Origin of the sequence: Pseudomonas sp. MTM4, from assembly GCF_019355055.1 — a bacterium.
GTDB lineage: Bacteria > Pseudomonadota > Gammaproteobacteria > Pseudomonadales > Pseudomonadaceae > Stutzerimonas.
This window is the reverse complement of sequence record NZ_CP048411.1, coordinates 2598148-2613720: the sequence shown is the minus strand read 5'-3', so window position 1 is coordinate 2613720 and position 15573 is coordinate 2598148. Positions and strand designations below refer to the sequence as shown.

Here is a 15573-nt window from a genome sequence, read left to right as displayed (position 1 = left end):
CGATGACTACTGCTGGTTGATTGTCGCCATGTTGCCGCTGCCGGTCTGCTGGATAATCGCGCTCACGCCTTCGGCGCTCTGCATGATGAAGGCCTGGTTCGACGCGCCCAGCTGCGAAATCGCCGCCTGGCTGTAGGCAGTGATCTGGTTGATCGAAGCGAGGTTGTCTGTGCCGTTCTGCAGTACCGCGGCTTCGTTGCCTTCGTAGGCCTGAGCGATGTCGATGCGGTTACCGCTGCCCGCTGATGAGCCCTGGATGCTCTGCCCGCGGCCGCTCTGCTCGACGGTGAGCAGGTTGTCATCGCCGCTCTGGCTGAAGTCGAGTTCGTTGAAGTAGCCCAGCTGCTGGATCCGCGCAACGTTGAGCGTGCCAGTCTGTATCAGCTGCAGACCATTGCCGTCTTCTTGCTGGATATTGGCAAGGTTCTCATCGCCGACCTGATAGACGGCCAGCGACGAGCCGTGGAACGAGCCGTTCTGAACGAAGCTAAGCGAGTTGCCATTGCCGATCTGGCTGGCCTGTGCATTGGCGAAGCCGGTCTGGGTGGCGGAGACGTAGTTGTCGTTGCCGATGCTGCTGATCTGCAGTTCGTTGACTCGCCAGGTCTGCTCGACTTCGGCGCGGTTGCCGTTGCCCTGCTGATAGACGCTCGCGGTGGAGAAATGGCTTTCGAGTGCCTGGTAGATCGAGGCGCTGTTGCCGTCGCCGAACTGTTCGATACCCGCCTGGTTCGACTCGGCGATATCACCCTGGTAGATGCTGGCGTCGTTGACGTTGCCGTGCTGGCTGATGACGGCCTGGTTGAGCAGCCCGGTCTGATCGACAGCGGCGCTGTTGGTATCGCCGATCTGTTCGAGCTCGGCGCTGTTGTCCGCGTATAGATCGCTGGCGGCCGCAAGCAGCACGGCAAGCGCGATGGGGTGCAAGTAGCGCATGTTGCTTCCTTTCAATTGTTATTAGTGTTGGACGATCTGAACGCGCTGCCCGCTTCCGTATTGAATGACGCTACTGCTCAGGCCGCTGCCGAGCTGTTCGATGCTGGCATTGTTGTCGGAGCCCACCTGGGCGATCGCGGCCTGGTTGTCGCTGCCGATCTGGCTGATGTCAGCCATGTTGCCTTGGCCGATCTGAAGGATGGTGGCGAGCTGGTTTTCGCCCTGCTGGAGAATGAAGGCCTGCTGGTCGCTGCCTTGCTGAACGATGCTGGACAGCTGGCTCTCGCCGAGCTGGTTGAGATCGGCCAGGTTGTCGCTACCTTGCTGCAGCACGTGCGCGGTCTGGCCATCGATCAGCTGTGGATCAAGCGCCGTCGGATTGCTCAGGCTCAACGAACCGACGGCCAAGTCGGCGTTGTCCATCAGATCGGCGGCGTGAAGGGGGATGTTGGCAGTCAGCAGGAGGGCGGCGAACAAGCCGCGACGAACAAGCGCTAGACGTTCCATGCAGGCACCTCGAAATAGTGCTCGGATTCTTGATTGGCGGAGCGGGGCTGAACATCCATCGAACGGTGCAAAAAGGGTCGGCGGCGACGTGCGGTGCGGATTAATCCCTTTCATAGTTCGTCCCGATCCATGTCGAAGGTGTCCTGAAGCAGGTTTTGCAGCTTGCTGCGGCTGATGTCCTCGAGGATTACCCGCGCAGCGTCCTCTGCAATCGCCTCGATTTCGGTCATGTTCGGTTGTAGAAACCGGCGATAGACGGTACGCGGCCCATATTCCACCCAGACCAGGCTGCCCCAGCGCGCCGAGGGGCGCTCCCGAACGACCAGGTCGTTTTCCAGCTCTTCGGCGTCCTGCAGCTGGAAACTCAGATACCGGTGAAAGTCATGGCCGAAGCGGGAGATGGTGTTGTCGATGATCAACCCGCTCAGTTCCGCCTCGCTCCTAGCTTGGGCCGCTTGCTGCTCCTCTGCCTGCAACGGGCCGAGCAGGCAGCACAGCAGCAGGCCGAGTGTCAGGCGTGACATGACTCGGACCAGTCCAGCCGGCCACGTAATAGGAATGCCGCCTCGGCACGGTTGGAGGCGCCAATCTTGCGCAACAGGTTGTGAATATGGCTCTTGATGGTATGTGGGCTCAGGCACAGCTGTTCGGCTATCTCGGCATTGGACAGCCCTTTGCCCGCCAGGCTGAGAATCTCGCGCTCGCGCAAGGTCAATGACGGTTTGCTACCGGCCATCTGGCGCATGCGTCGCCACTGGCTGAGCAGGCGCTCGGTCAGGACCCGCGGTAGCCAGTCGCCGCCATCGAGCAATACCTGGATGCCATCGAGCAGGTGCTCACGCGTGGCGTGGCTGTAGAACACGCCACGAATGCCGGGGTGCTTGTCGACGAGCTGTTCGGCCTGTTCCGCAGCGATGTTCACCAGCGCAACGGGGGTTTGCTCGTCGAGCTGATCGATGAGTGTCGAAAGTTGTTCGGTCTGGCTGTTGCCCGCGTCGACCAGATAGAGATCGCTGGCGCCTCTGGAAACCTCTTCGAGCCGGTTAAGCGATACGTCCAGCTGGGCCTGCTCACCGAGAAAATGCTTGAAAAACAATCCCAAAAGCTCATTGCCGGTAAGCAGGGTGACGGTAGGCTGATGGGCTTCCAGGTGGGTGAGGTCCGCGTCGTCCATGTTCGATCCTTGGTATGGGCCGTTATGCTGCCGATGAAAAGTTACTAAACGACCGGCCGAAAATGCCGAAGTTCAGCGTTCAGGTGGGGATTAGGCTGGCATCTGCGTCCGGATGACGACAACCCGACGGACGGTTAAGGAAACGGCCAATGGGTTGAATTGACTAAGGTGAGTCAATCACCCATAGGATGGAGTCGGCATGAGCGGACCCACACGTGAACTCACATTCCGCGCATTGCTCACCGGCTTGCTGCTAGGTGCCGTGCTGACGCCTTCGAATATCTATTCGGGATTGAAGATCGGCTGGTCGTTCAACATGTCGATCATCGCGTTGCTGGTTGGCTTCGCCTTCTGGCAGAGCCTGTCGAGGATGCTGGGTCGGCCCGCCTGGACATTGCACGAGAGCAATATCAACCAGACCACCGCGTCGTCCGCGGCCTCGATCATTTCCAGTGGCCTGGTGGCGCCGATCCCGGCTTATACCCTGATGACCGGCCAGCAATTCGAAACTCTGCCGCTGATGGCCTGGGTGTTCTCGGTCAGCTTTCTCGGTATCTGGGTCGCCTGGTATCTGCGACCGTCTCTGATAGTCGAGGCACAGCTGCGCTTTCCCGAAGGCATGGCGACGCTGGCGACCATGCAGCAGATCTACAGCCATGGAGCCGAAGCGGCTCGGCGTCTGCTGGTGCTGGGTTCGGCGGCAGCGCTGGCGGCCGCGGTCAAGCTGCTGGACAGCCTGTTGTGGACCTTGCCGCGCTGGGCGCCGAGTGGACAGCTGGAGCGCCTGACCTTCAGTCTGGAACCATCGCTGTTGCTGGTGGGGTTCGGCGGAATCATAGGGTTGCGCGTCGGCCTGTCGTTGCTGCTCGGCGCGGTGATTGCTTGGGGAATGCTCGCGCCGTGGTTGGTCGCGGAAGGCTTGGTGGCGATGCCTGCGGATGCCAGCGGGCCGCAATTCGCGTTGCTGATCGAGTGGCTGTTGTGGCCGGGGGTCAGCCTGATGGTCTGCGCCACGCTGACCTCGCTCGGGCTGCGTCTGCTGCGCGCGCGCCGGGATTCGGAGCGCCGTCTGCGGCTACGTCGGCCGGCTGCGCTGCCGCTGCTCGGGCTGGTAGTGGCGGCGGGGTTGGTCGTCGCGCTGCAGATTTCGCTGTTTGGCATTCATGTGCTCATGGCTGCATTATCGATTCCCCTGGCGTTGTTGCTGGCAATGGTGGCGGCGCGGGTAGTCGGCGCCACCGGCATCCCGCCGATCGGCGCCATCGGGCAGCTGTCTCAGCTGAGCTTCGCTGTGATTGCGCCCGGCCAGGCGGCGATCAATCTGATGAGCGCCAACACTGCCGGCGGCGCGGCGGGGCAATGCACTGACCTGCTCAACGACTTCAAAGTGGGCCACGTCATCGGTGCGGCGCCGCCGCGGCAGGCGATCGCGCAGTGCTTGGGAATCCTGATGGGCAGCCTGGTGGGGGTGTTGGTCTATCAGGTGCTGATCCCCGATCCGCAGACGATGCTGATCACGGCTGAATGGCCCGCACCGGCCGTCGCCACCTGGAAGGCGGTAGCCGAGGCACTGACGGCGGGATTGAGCTCGATCGGCAGCGACATTCGCTGGGCGATTTTATGCGGTGCGCTTGCCGGCGTGCTGCTGGGCACGCTGGAAGGATCACTGCCGGCCTGGCGTCTGCGCTGGCTGCCGAGTTCCGCGGCGCTGGGTCTGGCATTCATCATCCCGGCCTCGATTTCGCTGATGATGGCGTTTGGCGCGCTGCTGGCCTGGTTGTTCGCGGCGCGCTGGGGGAGTCTCGCCGAACGGTTTGTCATCGTCGCGGCAGCCGGGCTGGTGGCGGGCGAGAGCATGGCCGGAATCGGCATCTCCTTGGCGCAATTGCTGAGCTGATGCGGAGCTGCGTTTGCCGATGATGGTGTTATCGCAACGCCGATCAACGGTAACGCCATTGAATGACTGACGAATGGTTGTCAGCAGCGAGGGCGCTAGCTCGCACCTTTGCGCCGCCGGAAAGAATTTGTAATGCGCCCGGCGCAACCCCTATGCCTAGCGGGTGCTCGAATAGAGGTAACGCCTCAAAAAGGAGAGTGCACATGCAAACGAAAAAATTAGCGGCTTTGACCCTGGCCGGTTTGATGTCCACGGCTGTTTTCGCGGCAGGTAATGCTGATCATGACGGCACCACCCGCGACGAAAGCATGAATGAATCGATGGATGGAACAATGACTGATGACACCCGTCCTGGAATGACCACCGGTACGGGTACCGGCACCGGAATGGGCACTGAAGGAGGAGCCGGTGCTGGCACTGGTACCGGCGTCGGTGATACCACAGGCACAGGCACAGGCACTGGTGGCGGCGCAGGTGCTGGAACCGGCACAGGCACAGGCGGTACCGGCGGTGCGGGTAACTGATTTGGCCGCAACCAGATGAAAGCCCCGGCCTCCGGCTGGGGCTTTTTTGTTCGAGCAGTGCTGACGCCTATGTTTCGTTGAACCGCTGTCGCGCGAGGCGCCGAGCTGCCATTTTCAGGAGCGAGCCATGGACCTGCGTATTGCGTTGTTTCTAGCAACCCTGGGGTTGGCGTCCACAGCTGTGGCGACCGGCACCGGCCCGACGCTGCCGGAGAAAAGCCGCGAACACCCGCTGGACAATCGCGAACCTCGGCAGAATGTCATCGAGCGGCCAGATGAAAGCGAATCCATGCCGCGACCGCCGACGCTCGAAGCGCCGCCGCAAATACCGCCGGTCGAGCCGATCGAACAGCGGCCCCAATCGGATCCCGAGCGGCGCGGAGCCGACACCGGCTCCACGCCGACGAGCTGAACGCTACACACAAAAAAGGGAGGCCGCAGCCTCCCTGATTATTCACTCGCTGTCCGCTTAGAACAGTACGCGGCTGCGGATGGTGCCGTTGACGTGCTGGAGTTTTTCCAGGGCCAGGTCGGAATATTCCTTGTCTACGTCGATCACCACGTAGCCGACCTTCTCGTTGGTCTGCAGGAACTGACCGCAGATGTTGATGCCGTTGTCGGCGAAGACCTTGTTGATCTCGCTCATCACGCCCGGGATGTTCCGGTGGATGTGCAGCAGGCGATGCTTGCCCGGGTGCGACGGCAGCGCCACCTCAGGGAAGTTGACCGAAGACACGGATGTACCGTTGTCGCTGTACTTGACCAGCTTCTCCGCCACTTCCAGGCCGATATTCGCCTGGGCTTCGGCAGTGGAACCACCGATGTGCGGCGTGAGGATGACGCGGTCCAGGCCACGTAGCGGGCTTTCGAACTCTTCGTCATTGGACTTGGGTTCAACCGGGAACACGTCGATCGCAGCGCCGATCAGATGCTCGTCCTTGATCGCAGCGGCCAGGTGATCCAGTTCGACCACGGTACCGCGCGCGGCATTGATCAGGATGCCGCCCTTCTTCATGGCGCGGATTTCCTTCTCGCCGATCATCCACTGGGTGGAGGGCAGCTCCGGCACGTGCAGCGAGACGATGTCGCACATGCCCAACAGCTCGTACAGCGAGCCGATCTGGGTCGCATTGCCCAATGGCAGCTTGGTCACGACGTCATAGAAGTACACCTGCATGCCCAGGCTTTCGGCGAGTACCGACAGCTGCGTGCCGATCGAGCCGTAGCCGATGATGCCCAGCTTCTTGCCGCGGATTTCGAAGGAGTTGGCCGCCGACTTGATCCAGCCGCCGCGATGGCAGGAGGCGTTCTTCTCGGGAATGCCGCGCAGCAGCAGGATGGCCTGGGCCAGTACCAGTTCGGCCACCGAGCGGGTGTTGGAATAAGGTGCGTTGAACACCGCGATACCGCGCTCGCGGGCGGCATTGAGGTCGACCTGGTTGGTGCCGATGCAGAAGCAGCCAACGGCGATCAGCTTCTTGGCGCAGTCGAAGACCTCTTCGGTGAGCTGGGTGCGCGAGCGAATGCCGATGAAGTGGGCGTCCGCGATCTTTTCCTTCAGCTCGCTCTCGGACAGCGCGGTCTTGAGGTACTCGATATTGGAGTAGCCTGCGGCCTTGAGAGTGTCGACAGCGTTCTGGTGCACGCCTTCGAGGAGAAGGAACTTGATCTTGCTCTTGTCGAGAGAGGTCTGGCTCATCTGCGTTAAAACCTTAAGGCCGAGGGATAACTGAAGTGTCCAGCGAGGGCTGGCCGACCCGGTATTGGCGGTGTCGGAAGTCTGCCGAGGCACGTCTTAAAGGGGCTCGTATGCTAGCATACGGCCCCCTCGAAACACCCATATCCTGAGCTGAAGCGTGCTCAGGGTGACCATGAATCGAATGAGAGTTCACATGATGACCGATGCTGCCCTGATCGATGAGCTGAAGACCCTGGTCGAGCCCGGCAAGGTGCTGATCGACGCCGATTCGCTTGCTACCTATGGCAAGGACTGGACCAAGCATTTCGCCCCGGCGCCCTCGGCCATCGTTTTTCCGAAGACCGTCGAGCAGGTGCAAGCCATCGTGCGCTGGGCCAATGAGCGCAAGGTCGCGCTGGTGCCGTCGGGGGGGCGCACCGGGCTATCCGCAGCGGCCGTGGCGGCCAACGGCGAGGTGGTGGTCTCCTTCGATTACATGAACCAGATCCTGTCGTTCGACGAAATGGACCGCACCGTGGTCTGCCAGCCGGGCGTGATCACCGCGCAGCTGCAGCAGTTTGCCGAGGACAAGGGCCTGTACTACCCGGTGGATTTCGCTTCGGCCGGCTCCAGCCAGATCGGCGGCAACATCGGCACCAACGCCGGCGGCATCAAGGTGATCCGCTACGGTATGACCCGCAACTGGGTGGCCGGGCTCAAGGTCGTCACCGGCAAGGGCGACCTGCTGGAACTGAACAAGGACCTGATCAAGAACGCCACCGGCTATGACCTGCGCCAGCTGTTCATCGGCGCCGAAGGCACCCTGGGCTTCGTCGTCGAGGCGACCATGCGCCTGGAGCGCCAGCCGACCAACCTCACCGCCATGGTCCTCGGCACGCCGGACTTCGATTCGATCATGCCGGTGCTGCACGCCTTCCAGGACAAGCTGGACCTGACAGCCTTCGAATTCTTCTCCGACAAGTGCCTGGACAAGATTCTCGGCCGCGGCGATATCCCGGCGCCCTTCGAGACCCGCGCACCCTTCTACGCGCTGCTCGAATTCGAGGCCACCACCGAAGCGCGCGCCGAGCAGGCGCTGGCGACGTTCGAGCATTGCGTCAATGAGGGCTGGGTGCTCGACGGCGTGATGAGCCAGAGCGAACAGCAGCTGCAGAACCTTTGGAAGCTGCGCGAATACATCTCCGAGACCATCAGCCACTGGACGCCGTACAAGAACGACATCTCGGTCACCGTTTCCAAAGTGCCGGCCTTCCTTGCCGACATCGATGCCATCGTTACCGGCAACTATCCGGATTTCGAAGTGCTCTGGTACGGTCACATCGGCGACGGCAACCTGCACTTGAACATCCTCAAGCCCGAAGCGCTGTCCAAAGACGAGTTTTTCGACAAGTGCGCTTCGGTCAACAAGTGGGTATTCGAGACGGTCGAGAAGTACAACGGTTCGATTTCCGCCGAACATGGCGTCGGCATGACCAAGCGCGACTACCTGGAATACAGCCGTTCGCCGGCAGAAATCGCTTATATGAAGGCGATCAAGGCGGCGTTCGATCCGAACAGCATCATGAACCCCGGCAAGATATTCGCGGTTTGAAGTAGGGCGGGTGTAACCCGCCAAGGGCATCGGCGGCTAGCACCCGCCCTACGGATCAAAAAGGATCTCCCATGACTTACAAACACCAGTACACCGACGGCACGCCGATTCATTACTCGCTGGGCAAGGTGGTTTGCATCGGCCGCAACTACGCCGAGCATGCCAAGGAACTGAACAACCCGGTGCCCACCGAGCCGTTGCTGTTCATCAAGGCCGGCAGTTGCACGGTGCCGCTGGAAGGCGGTTTCAGCATCCCGAGCGACCGCGGCGCGGTGCATTACGAAGCGGAAATCGCGGTGCTGATCGGCAAGCCGCTGTCGCGCAAGCCCAACGAGGAAGAGGTCCGCGATGCCATCTCCGGCTTCGCTCCGGCGCTGGACCTGACCCTGCGCGACGTGCAGGCGAAGCTCAAGGAAAAGGGCCACCCCTGGGAGATCGCCAAAAGCTTCGACGGTGCCTGCGTGCTGGCGCCGTTCGTGCCGGGCGATGCGGTACAGGATCTGACCGACATTGGTATTCGCCTGAGCATCAACGGCGAAGTGCGCCAGGACGGTAGCAGCAGCCAGATGCTCAATGCCGTCCTGCCGCTGCTGCAACACATCGCCGGGCATTTCAGCCTGCAACCGGGCGACGTGGTGCTGACCGGCACACCGGCGGGCGTCGGCCCGCTGAACCAGGGCGATCAATTGGTGCTCGAGCTCGTCGGGTTGTCTCGCTTCGAGAGCCGCGTGCTCTGATTCCGTCCGGCCGGATGCGTGCACAGCGTCCGGCCACATTTTCCATATCGCCACCTTCCTGGCTCGTGCTGTAATCCGGCGCCTCGTTCTTGTGTCGGTCCGTTCATGCCCGCCAAATCCTCACGCCGTTCCCGTCTGCGCCTGTCTCTTTATCTGCTGCTGGGTTTCACTGTTTTCGGAATAGTCATCGCTGGCTTGCTGCTGCACTGGGACGATCAGTTGAAGCTTTACTGGCAGGAACAAACCACGGATGCCGGGCAACGTGCGGCGAGCATCTGGCTGCCTGATTACGAGCTGGTGCTGGAAACCACCCTGGCCGGCCTGGAGCAAGACGAAACCTCGGGCCTGACCTGGAGTCCCGCGACCGGCACGCTGTTCACCGTTACCGGACAGAACCCGCAGCTGGTGGAATTCACAACCGGTGGTGTGGTGCTGCGACGCATCCGGCTGACAGGCTTTTCCGATCCCGAAGCGGTTGAAGCGCTGGACGACGGACGATTGGCTATCGTCGACGAGCGCCGCCGGCTGGTGGCGGTGTTCCGGTTGGCTCCAGGCGTGGAGAGCCTGGACCTCGAGGATCTTGCCGTCTATGACCTGGGTTTCGCTGACGCCGGGAACAAGGGCTTCGAGGGGTTGGCCTGGAATCCGCTAACCCAGCGCATGCTGCTAGCCAAGGAGCGTGACCCGCAAGGCTTGTTCGAACTGCCATTTCCCGGCGAAGACGGCGCTGCCGGTGCGCTCGAAGCCCTACCGGGGCAGGATTTGCTGGTACGCGACATTTCGTCGGTGGCCATTGACCCGCGCACAGGCCATACCCTGATGCTTTCCGATGAATCGCGCTTGCTGGTCGAGCTGGATCTGCTGGGTCGACCACGCAGCTTCATCAGCCTGTTCGGCGGGCTCAACGGCCTGGTTGATGGCATCGGTCAGGCCGAAGGCGTGGCCATGGATGCGCAAGGCACCATCTACGTGGTGGGCGAGCCGAATCGGTTTTATGTGTTCAAGCGCAAGGGGCGGTAGGAGCGTCGGAGCTCTGAAGCCTGAAGCTAATGCTCGATCGCTCCCATGCGCTGCGTGGGGGCGCAGTTCGCGACGCTCCGCGTCGCAGGGACGCAGAGCGTCCTCGGTTAGGAGCGTGAGGAACCGTCATCCAGCCTTGGGCTTCAGCGCTTGAGCGTCTTCACCCCATCCTTGGTTCCCAGCAACAGAACGTCCGCCGGGCGCGCGGCGAACAGGCCGTTGGTTACCACGCCGACGATGTTGTTGATCTGCGCTTCGACATCCGGCGCGAAGCCGATCATCAGGTTGTGCACGTCGAGGATGACGTTGCCGTTGTCGGTCACCACGCCATCACGATAGACCGGGTCGCCGCCCAGCTTGACCAGTTCGCGTGCCACATGGCTGCGTGCCATGGGGATGACTTCCACCGGCAGCGGGAACTCGCCGAGGCGCTCGACCCGCTTGCTGCCATCGGCGATGCAGATGAAGGTCCGCGCCACCGCCGCGACGATTTTCTCGCGAGTTAGGGCCGCACCGCCGCCCTTGATCAATTCCAGGTGGTCGTTGGCCTCGTCGGCGCCGTCGACATAGAACTCCAGCTCGGCGACCGAGTTGAGGTCGTAGACCGGGATGCCGTGGCCTTTCAGGCGTTCGGCAGTTGCCTGCGAGCTGGCCACGGCACCATCGAAGAAACCCTTGTGTTTGGCCAGCAGGTCGATGAAGAAGTTGGCGGTCGAGCCGGTGCCGACACCAATGATGCTGCGGTCGTTGAGCTGCGGAACGATGAGGTCGACGGCGGCCTGGGCGACGGCCTGCTTGAGTTGATCCTGGTTCATGACGTATGCGTCCGGTCGGGAGGGGCGAGGCGCAAAAGTATAGCGAGGCCGTGACGGCGGGTCTTGTTCGGTGGGGTTGTAATGGCGTTTTGCGTGCCGATTGTCGGTGGTCGGCGGGTTTTGTGCGGGGTAGACTCGTTGGCCCCGCAATGCCCGCCAAGATGCTCATCATGCTCGAACAGTACGTCAAAAAGATCCTCACCTCGCGCGTCTATGACGTCGCCGTCGAAACTCCGTTGCAGCCCGCTCGTCAGCTTTCCGAGCGGCTCGGTAATCAGATTCTGCTTAAGCGCGAGGATCTGCAGCCGGTGTTTTCCTTCAAGATTCGCGGCGCCTATAACAAGCTGGCGCAGCTGTCGCCCGAAGAGCTAGCGCGTGGCGTGGTCACCGCCTCGGCCGGCAACCATGCCCAGGGGCTAGCGCTGGCCGCGCGTGAACTGGGGATCAAGGCGACCATCGTCATGCCGCGCACTACGCCGGAGCTCAAGGTACAGGGCGTGCGCGCCCGTGGCGGCAAAGTGGTGCTGCATGGCGATGCGTTTCCCGAGGCGCTGGCCTACTCGCTGAAGCTGGTTGAAGAGAAGGGCTACGTCTATATCCATCCCTATGACGATCCGCACGTGATCGCCGGACAGGGCACCGTGGCGATGGAAATTCTCCGCCAGCATCAGGGCCCGCTCGATGCGGTGTTCGTGCCGGTGGGTGGCGGCGGTCTGATCGCCGGCGTGGCGGCTTACATCAAATACCTGCGACCGGAAACCAAGGTCATCGGTGTCGAACCGGACGATTCCAATTGCTTGCAACAGGCGATGGCGGCGGGCGAGCGCGTGGTGCTGTCGCAGGTGGGGCTGTTCGCCGATGGTGTCGCGGTGGCCCAGATCGGCGAGCACTGCTTCGAGGTTTGCAAAGATTATGTCGACGAGGTGATCACCGTCAGCACCGATGAGATCTGCGCGGCGATCAAGGACATTTACGATGACACCCGCTCGATCACCGAGCCGGCGGGCGCCCTCGCGGTGGCTGGGATCAAAAAGTACGTCGAGCGCGATAGCGTAACCAAGCAGGTGCTGGTGGGTGTCGATTCGGGTGCCAACGTCAACTTCGACCGCTTGCGGCACGTCGCCGAACGCGCCGAGCTGGGCGAGAAGCGCGAGGCGATCATCGCCGTGACCATCCCCGAGCAGCCGGGCAGCTTCAAAGCGTTCTGCGAGGCCCTCGGCAAGCGTCAGATCACCGAGTTCAATTACCGCTATCACCAGGATCGCGAGGCGCACATTTTCGTTGGCGTGCAGACGCATCCGGAACACGATCCGCGCGCGGCGCTGGTCGAAGGGCTGCGGGCCAAGGGCTTTCCGGTGCTCGATCTCACCGACAATGAACTGGCCAAGCTGCACACGCGTCACATGGTGGGCGGGCATGCGTCCGGCGTCAGCGACGAGGTGGTGTTTCGCTTCGAATTTCCGGAGCGGCCGGGTGCGCTGTTCAACTTCCTCAATAACCTGGGTGGGCGCTGGAATATTTCGATGTTCCATTATCGCAACCACGGCGCGGCGGATGGTCGCGTGGTGGCGGGTATGCAAGTGCCAGCCGACGAGCGCCACCTGCTGCCGGCCGCGCTGGACAAGATCGGCTATCGCTACTGGGACGAGACGGACAACCCGGCCTATCAGCTATTTCTCGGCTGACCAGCCGTACCGCGAGGATCCATGGAACATTATCAACTGCTGAATATCGTGCACGCCGCGCTGGCGATCATTCTGACGCTCGGTCTGATTGCCCACATCGCAATGCTGTGGAAGGCCTGGCGGCGTGCCGACTCGGCGGTACTGCAGCAGAAGCTGCGAAGAACGCGCCTGATGTCGCTGCCGTTGCTTGCAGTAATGGCGTTGTCGTTGCCTGTGACCGGCTGGTGGCTGGCGCATTTGGCCGGCTTTCCGCTCGGTCAGCTGTGGTTGCTCGCCAGCTCGGTGCTGTTTTTGCTGCTGGTGCCGCTCGGGTTGTTGCTCAGCGGTCGTCTGCGGGCCTGGCAGGGGCTGGGTGATACGCCGGCACCAGCGTCGCTTCCGCGTTTTGCGCTGATATATGCCGGCCTGATTCTGCTGATTCTGATCGCCATCATGGGCCTGATGGGGGCCAAGCCGGTCTGATGCGCATCCTGCTGGTGGGTGCCGGGGGCTTCATTGGTCGGCATCTGCTGCGGGCGTTGCATGCCGAAGGCCATCAGCTGTTCGCGACTTCGCGTTTGGGGCAGGGCACCGAACTCCCCGGGGTGCGCTGGCTGCCGCTGGAGCTCGCCAATCTGTCCAGCCAGCCTGACCATTTCGACTGGCCGGGCGGTATTGACCTGCTCATCAACGCCAGCGGCGTACTCAGCGCTGACGCGCATCACCTTAGCGAAGTGCAGGATCGTGGCGTACGTGCGCTGTTCGATCTTGCGGTACGTAACGGCGCGCGCATTCTTCAGCTGTCCGCGCTGGGTGCGGGAGAGCAGCGGGATGTGCCTTTTCTGGCCAGCAAGGCCGCTGCCGACGACTACCTTCTCTCATTGCGAGTGCCCGCCGTGGTGCTGCGTCCATCGCTGGTGCTTGGCGAGGGCGGGGCGAGCAGCGGCTGGCTGAGTCGTCTTTCGCCCTGGCCGCTGATTCCGTTGCTGGATACCCAGGCGCGGGCGCAGCCGCTACATATAGATGATCTTGTCGCGGCGGTGCTTGGATTGCTGCGCCAGTGGCCGGAGCAGCCTTGCATCGTGCCGCTGGTGGGCCCTGAAACGATGACCGTGCCGCAGTTGGTCGATCGGCTGCGTGCCGCCCAGGGCTGGCATCCGGCGCGCTATGTCCAGGTGCCGGCAGTGCTTATCGGCTTGGGCGCACGGCTCGGTGATCGGCTGGGTTGGCGCGCGCTCAATTGGCAGACGTTGATACTGGCTCAACGCGACAACCTCGCTCCGTTGGATGCGATGAAAACTATTTGTGGCTGCGCAGCGGCGCCGTTGGCGAGCCGGCTGATCGACTGGCCTCGACGCGAACAGAGCGTGGCCATGGCGTTGCGTCCGTTGCTGCTCGCGACGCTAGTGCTGATCTGGCTGGGCACCGCGCTGGTCTGCCTCGGCCCGGGCTACGACTGGGGACTGCGCATCATGGCCGAGATCGGCGTGCAGGGCTGGCAGGCCGCCGCCGCGGTGATCGCCGGTGCGCTGGCCGACGCCGCGCTCGGGGTTGGTCTGTTGCTGCGGTGCTGGCGCCGTCACGCCCTGCGTGCGCAGCTGGCATTGATGCTTGGTTACATGCTGATCATCAGCCTATGGCTGCCACATTACTGGTTCGATCCGTTCGGCGCGGTGGCCAAGAATATGGTGCTGCTGGTCGCTACCTTGTGGCTGCTGTGGACCGAGCCAGTATCGGAGAAACGACGATGAGCCTGTATCTGTTGCTGAAGACGCTGCACATCTTGTCCTCGACGGTGCTGTTCGGCACCGGGCTGGGGTCGGCTTACTACAGTTGGCGCGCCTGGCGTAGTGGGAAGGTCGAGGTGATCGCCGTGACCTTTCGCCATCTGGTGTTCGCCGACTGGGCATTCACCGCGACTACGGCGGTCATCCAGCCGGTCAGCGGATTGGCATTGGTGCATCTGGCAGGCTCGACCTGAGCCAGCCCTGGCTGATGTGGAGCATTGCGCTCTATTTACTGGCCGGTGCCTGCTGGCTGCCGGTGGTGTGGCTGCAGATCCGCGTGCACAAGCTGGCTGAGCAGGCACTGCGCGACGGCACGCCGTTGCCCGCCGAGGCGTTCCGTTACATGCGCTGGTGGTTCGCCCTCGGCTGGCCGGCGTTCATCTCGTTCGTCGTGATCTTCTACCTGATGGTGGGCAAGGGTGCCTAGCGCAGGCTGATAATGCCCCAGCCGCGCTGCTGCGCGATCTCACGCAGGGTTGGATCGGGATCGACCGCAACCGGATGGCTGACCCGCTCGAGCAGCGGCAGGTCGTTGCGCGAGTCGCTATAGAAGTAAGCGTCATCCAGGCTCTGGTCGTTTTCCTCCAGCCAGCGCTCGATCCGCGTGACCTTGCCTTCCTGAAAACAGGGCACATCGGTGAGGCGACCGGTATAGCGACCGTCGGCCATCTCGCATTCGGTGGCCAGTAGCGTATCGACGCCCAGGCGCTTGGCGATCGGCCCGGTGATGAAGCGGTTGGTGGCGGTGATGATCACCACCCGATCGCCAGCCTCGTGATGCTGACGCACCAGTGCCTCGCCCTTGGCCAGCACGATGGGTTCGATATGGTCGCGCATGAACTCGCCGTGCCACTGCTCCAGCTGCGCCATCTCGCTGCGCCCCAGCAGCTCCTGGCAGAAGTTCTGATACGCCAGTACGTCCAGCTCGCCGGCCAGATAATCCTGATAGAAGGCATCGTTGCGGGCCCGATAATCGGTAGCGTCGACCAGGTTGCGCTGGCAGAGGAATTCGCCCCAGGCATGGTCGCTGTCACCGGCCAGCAGGGTGTTGTCGAGATCGAATAGAGCCAGGCGCACGCTGCGTTCCTCGGAGCGATGAAGGGACGCGAAGCATAGCGGGATTGCCCGGCGCATGGCACCTGCAAGGCGTCGAACGGACCCCGGAGACGGTTGATGATCGGCATGCTCAGCGCGCTTTCTGCTTATCGTCTTTTTGTGGAAC

The 15573-nt window shown here is 62.4% G+C and carries 16 protein-coding genes and 1 pseudogene; 10 read left to right on the top strand and 7 right to left on the bottom strand.

The window, feature by feature from the left end; genetic code table 11:
* Positions 1 to 6: 6 nt before the first annotated feature.
* The 4 genes from GYM54_RS12050 to GYM54_RS12035 all read right to left on the bottom strand — a co-directional run bounded on the left by GYM54_RS12050 (position 7) and on the right by GYM54_RS12035 (position 2539).
* Positions 7 to 936, bottom strand: a complete 930-nt coding sequence (locus GYM54_RS12050; protein WP_181103010.1) for a hypothetical protein — start codon at positions 934 to 936, stop codon at positions 7 to 9.
* Between the two features lie 21 nt (positions 937 to 957).
* Positions 958 to 1443 carry a curli production assembly protein CsgB gene (locus GYM54_RS12045; protein WP_181103008.1) on the bottom strand — a complete coding sequence of 162 codons (486 nt, stop codon included), beginning with the start codon at positions 1441 to 1443 and terminating at the stop codon, positions 958 to 960.
* Between the two features lie 110 nt (positions 1444 to 1553).
* Positions 1554 to 1967 (bottom strand): CsgE family curli-type amyloid fiber assembly protein, encoded by a 414-nt coding sequence (locus GYM54_RS12040; RefSeq protein ID WP_131651371.1) that lies wholly within the window; start codon positions 1965 to 1967, stop codon positions 1554 to 1556.
* On the bottom strand, positions 1955 to 2539 hold the full coding sequence (locus GYM54_RS12035; RefSeq protein ID WP_131651496.1) for a response regulator transcription factor: 585 nt from the start codon (positions 2537 to 2539) through the stop codon (positions 1955 to 1957). The genes GYM54_RS12040 and GYM54_RS12035 overlap by 13 nt, the downstream gene beginning before the upstream one ends.
* Positions 2540 to 2816: 277 nt before the next feature.
* Between GYM54_RS12035 and GYM54_RS12030 the strand changes: the two genes are divergently transcribed.
* The 3 genes from GYM54_RS12030 to GYM54_RS12020 all read left to right on the top strand — a co-directional run bounded on the left by GYM54_RS12030 (position 2817) and on the right by GYM54_RS12020 (position 5450).
* Positions 2817 to 4514, top strand: coding sequence for an OPT family oligopeptide transporter (locus GYM54_RS12030; protein WP_197445276.1), 1698 nt, complete (start codon positions 2817 to 2819; stop codon positions 4512 to 4514).
* Between the two features lie 203 nt (positions 4515 to 4717).
* Entirely contained in the window at positions 4718 to 5038 is a 321-nt protein-coding gene (locus GYM54_RS12025; RefSeq protein ID WP_197445275.1) for a hypothetical protein, read from the top strand.
* A gap of 127 nt (positions 5039 to 5165) precedes the next feature.
* Positions 5166 to 5450 (top strand): hypothetical protein, encoded by a 285-nt coding sequence (locus GYM54_RS12020; protein ID WP_197445274.1) that lies wholly within the window; start codon positions 5166 to 5168, stop codon positions 5448 to 5450.
* 57 nt (positions 5451 to 5507) lie between these two features.
* Here GYM54_RS12020 and serA read toward each other — a convergent pair whose 3' ends face one another.
* On the bottom strand, positions 5508 to 6737 hold the full coding sequence (gene serA, locus GYM54_RS12015; RefSeq protein ID WP_197445273.1) for a phosphoglycerate dehydrogenase: 1230 nt from the start codon (positions 6735 to 6737) through the stop codon (positions 5508 to 5510).
* 196 nt (positions 6738 to 6933) lie between these two features.
* Between serA and GYM54_RS12010 the strand changes: the two genes are divergently transcribed.
* The 3 genes from GYM54_RS12010 to GYM54_RS12000 all read left to right on the top strand — a co-directional run bounded on the left by GYM54_RS12010 (position 6934) and on the right by GYM54_RS12000 (position 10085).
* Positions 6934 to 8328 carry an FAD-binding oxidoreductase gene (locus tag GYM54_RS12010; RefSeq protein ID WP_197445373.1) on the top strand — a complete coding sequence of 465 codons (1395 nt, stop codon included), beginning with the start codon at positions 6934 to 6936 and terminating at the stop codon, positions 8326 to 8328.
* Positions 8329 to 8399: 71 nt separating this feature from the next.
* The gene (locus GYM54_RS12005) at positions 8400 to 9065 is read left to right on the top strand and encodes a fumarylacetoacetate hydrolase family protein (protein WP_197445272.1); all 666 of its coding nucleotides are present in this window, start codon (positions 8400 to 8402) and stop codon (positions 9063 to 9065) included.
* Positions 9066 to 9170: 105 nt separating this feature from the next.
* Positions 9171 to 10085 (top strand): SdiA-regulated domain-containing protein, encoded by a 915-nt coding sequence (locus tag GYM54_RS12000; protein WP_197445271.1) that lies wholly within the window; start codon positions 9171 to 9173, stop codon positions 10083 to 10085.
* Between the two features lie 143 nt (positions 10086 to 10228).
* On the opposite strand, the gene rpiA is transcribed toward GYM54_RS12000, so the two are convergent.
* Entirely contained in the window at positions 10229 to 10900 is a 672-nt protein-coding gene (rpiA, locus tag GYM54_RS11995) for a ribose-5-phosphate isomerase RpiA (protein WP_131651377.1), read from the bottom strand.
* 170 nt (positions 10901 to 11070) lie between these two features.
* Here rpiA and ilvA point away from each other — a divergent pair, with 170 nt between their 5' ends.
* From ilvA to GYM54_RS11975, 4 genes and pseudogenes are all read left to right on the top strand, one after another.
* Positions 11071 to 12585 (top strand): threonine ammonia-lyase, biosynthetic, encoded by a 1515-nt coding sequence (gene ilvA / locus GYM54_RS11990; protein WP_231752188.1) that lies wholly within the window; start codon positions 11071 to 11073, stop codon positions 12583 to 12585.
* Between the two features lie 21 nt (positions 12586 to 12606).
* Positions 12607 to 13047, top strand: coding sequence for a DUF2269 family protein (locus tag GYM54_RS11985; RefSeq protein WP_197445270.1), 441 nt, complete (start codon positions 12607 to 12609; stop codon positions 13045 to 13047).
* Positions 13047 to 14315, top strand: a complete 1269-nt coding sequence (locus GYM54_RS11980; protein ID WP_197445269.1) for an SDR family oxidoreductase — start codon at positions 13047 to 13049, stop codon at positions 14313 to 14315. The genes GYM54_RS11985 and GYM54_RS11980 overlap by 1 nt, the downstream gene beginning before the upstream one ends.
* Positions 14312 to 14778, top strand: a pseudogene (locus GYM54_RS11975) (DUF2269 family protein). The gene GYM54_RS11980 and the pseudogene GYM54_RS11975 overlap by 4 nt, the downstream one beginning before the upstream one ends.
* Here GYM54_RS11975 and GYM54_RS11970 read toward each other — a convergent pair.
* Positions 14775 to 15428 carry an HAD family phosphatase gene (locus GYM54_RS11970; protein ID WP_131651382.1) on the bottom strand — a complete coding sequence of 218 codons (654 nt, stop codon included), beginning with the start codon at positions 15426 to 15428 and terminating at the stop codon, positions 14775 to 14777. The pseudogene GYM54_RS11975 and the gene GYM54_RS11970 overlap by 4 nt on opposite strands.
* Between the last annotated feature and the right edge of the window lie 145 nt (positions 15429 to 15573).